We start from the raw sequence: 1,624 nt of genomic DNA, 5'->3' as shown, positions 1-1,624 counted from the left end.
GCCCCAGCCCCAGCACCTCCATCAGCGTGGCGCGCATCCGCGCCCACTCCGCCTGCGCGCCGCGCGCCAGCACCAGTTCCAGGCCCTCGCCCACCTCCACCCGCGACACGTGCAGCGACACGCCGCCCACGTTCACCTCTGCGCCGTTGTTCCCGCCCGCGCCCGCCGCGGCCAGCAGCGCCTTCGCCTGGACCGCGCGCACCGACCTCGCCACCAGCCGGGGCCCCGCGTGCAGCAACGCCTCCAGGTCCTCGCTCCCCTCGCCCAGCCGCCGCAGCTCCTCCGCGCCCAGCTCCGAGCCCACCACGAGGTAGCCCACCGGCACGCCGTTGGACTGGAGCGGCTGCGACACCGCGAACAGGGGCACGCCCGCGGCCGGCAGCAGCACCTGCCCCTGCTGGCGCACCACCTTGTCGATGCCCGGCAGGGTCCGCTCGCCGGAGGACGCGAGCACCGTCCCGTCCACGCCCACCAGCGCCATCAGGTCCACGCCCAGCACCATGCGGTGCTCGTTCAGCAGGGCGTCCGTCTCCGAATGATCCTCCGCGAAGGCCGCCGTGAACGCGGGGTTGGCCGCGGCCACGCGCCCCAGCTCCGCCAGCACCCGCAGCTCCTGGTCCTTCAATGCCTGCCAGCGGGTCGCATCCCGCGTCAGGGCGGAGGCCATTTCGGACTCCACGCGCGAGCGCAGCGAGAGCCCCATCAACATCACGGTCAGCAGCGTTAGGGTGATGACAACGGCGGTAAGGGCCGCGGTCAGGCGCGCGGCAAGGCTGAGCGTCATACGCAACGGGTGCTCGGAGGGGGGAGGGAGACGCGAGGGGGGAGCCCCCAGATTAACCTGGAAGATGCGAAGGATTGAAGTCCCTGTGCAGGGTGACTCCCCCTCCGTCCGGGCGGACCCATCGCGTCGGGTCGGCGGTCAGGGCCGACCTGTGGGGTTCATCATCCCCACACTCCCAGCACGTGACGCGGTGGGTAGATGTTCAGACCGCCACGCGCAGCACGACGGCGGTGATGTTGTCGCGGCCACCGGCCTCGTACGCGGCGGTGACGAGCGCGTCACACGCGGCCTGGGCGGAGGTCGCGCGCAGCTGCTCCTTCATCACTTCCGGGCCCAGGGGCTCATACAACCCGTCCGAGCACAGGAGGAAGACATCCCCGGGCTGCGTCTCCAGCCGCTGCACGGTGGGCTCCGCGTTCTCCGTGCCCAGGGCGCGGGTGATGAGGTGGCGCAGGTTGGCCGGATTGCCGGGCGGCTCGCGCCCCGCGGCGCGCAGCTCCTCGATGAGCGAGTGGTCGCGCGTGAGCGACTCCAGCTGGCCCTCGCGCAGGCGGTACAGGCGGCTGTCACCCACGTGGGCCACCGCCGCGAAGCGCTCTCCCACCGCGAGCGCCACCACCGTGGAGGCCATCTCCTTGAGCTTGCCCACGCGGCGCACGCGCAACGTGCGCTGGGCGAGCGCGGTGCAGGCGGCCAGGTAGTTCTCCTCGCGGCTTCGCGCAGGATCCACCGCGTCCGGCCAGGTGCCGTCGCGATCGCGGTCCAACCGGTCGCTGAACCCCGCGAAGGTGTCCACCACGCACTGGCTGGCGACCTCCCCGCCCTCCTGCCCCCCCAGGC

Annotated in this window: 1 protein-coding gene and 1 pseudogene; both read right to left on the bottom strand. The window is 72.7% G+C overall.

Annotated features, from left to right (window positions below; translation table 11 throughout):
• Window positions 1-784 (bottom strand): annotated as a pseudogene (locus tag D7V80_RS40895) (methyl-accepting chemotaxis protein); the annotation flags it as partial.
• Window positions 785-986: 202 nt separating this feature from the next.
• Window positions 987-1,624 (bottom strand): PP2C family serine/threonine-protein phosphatase (locus D7V80_RS40890; RefSeq protein WP_147447401.1); only part of this gene is annotated, 638 nt, incomplete at its 5' end.

This window comes from Corallococcus sp. CA054B, from assembly GCF_003611625.1.
Classification (GTDB): Bacteria; Myxococcota; Myxococcia; order Myxococcales; family Myxococcaceae; genus Corallococcus; species Corallococcus coralloides.
The sequence above is the reverse complement of the archived record's forward strand: the minus strand, read 5'-3'. Positions and strand labels throughout refer to the sequence as shown.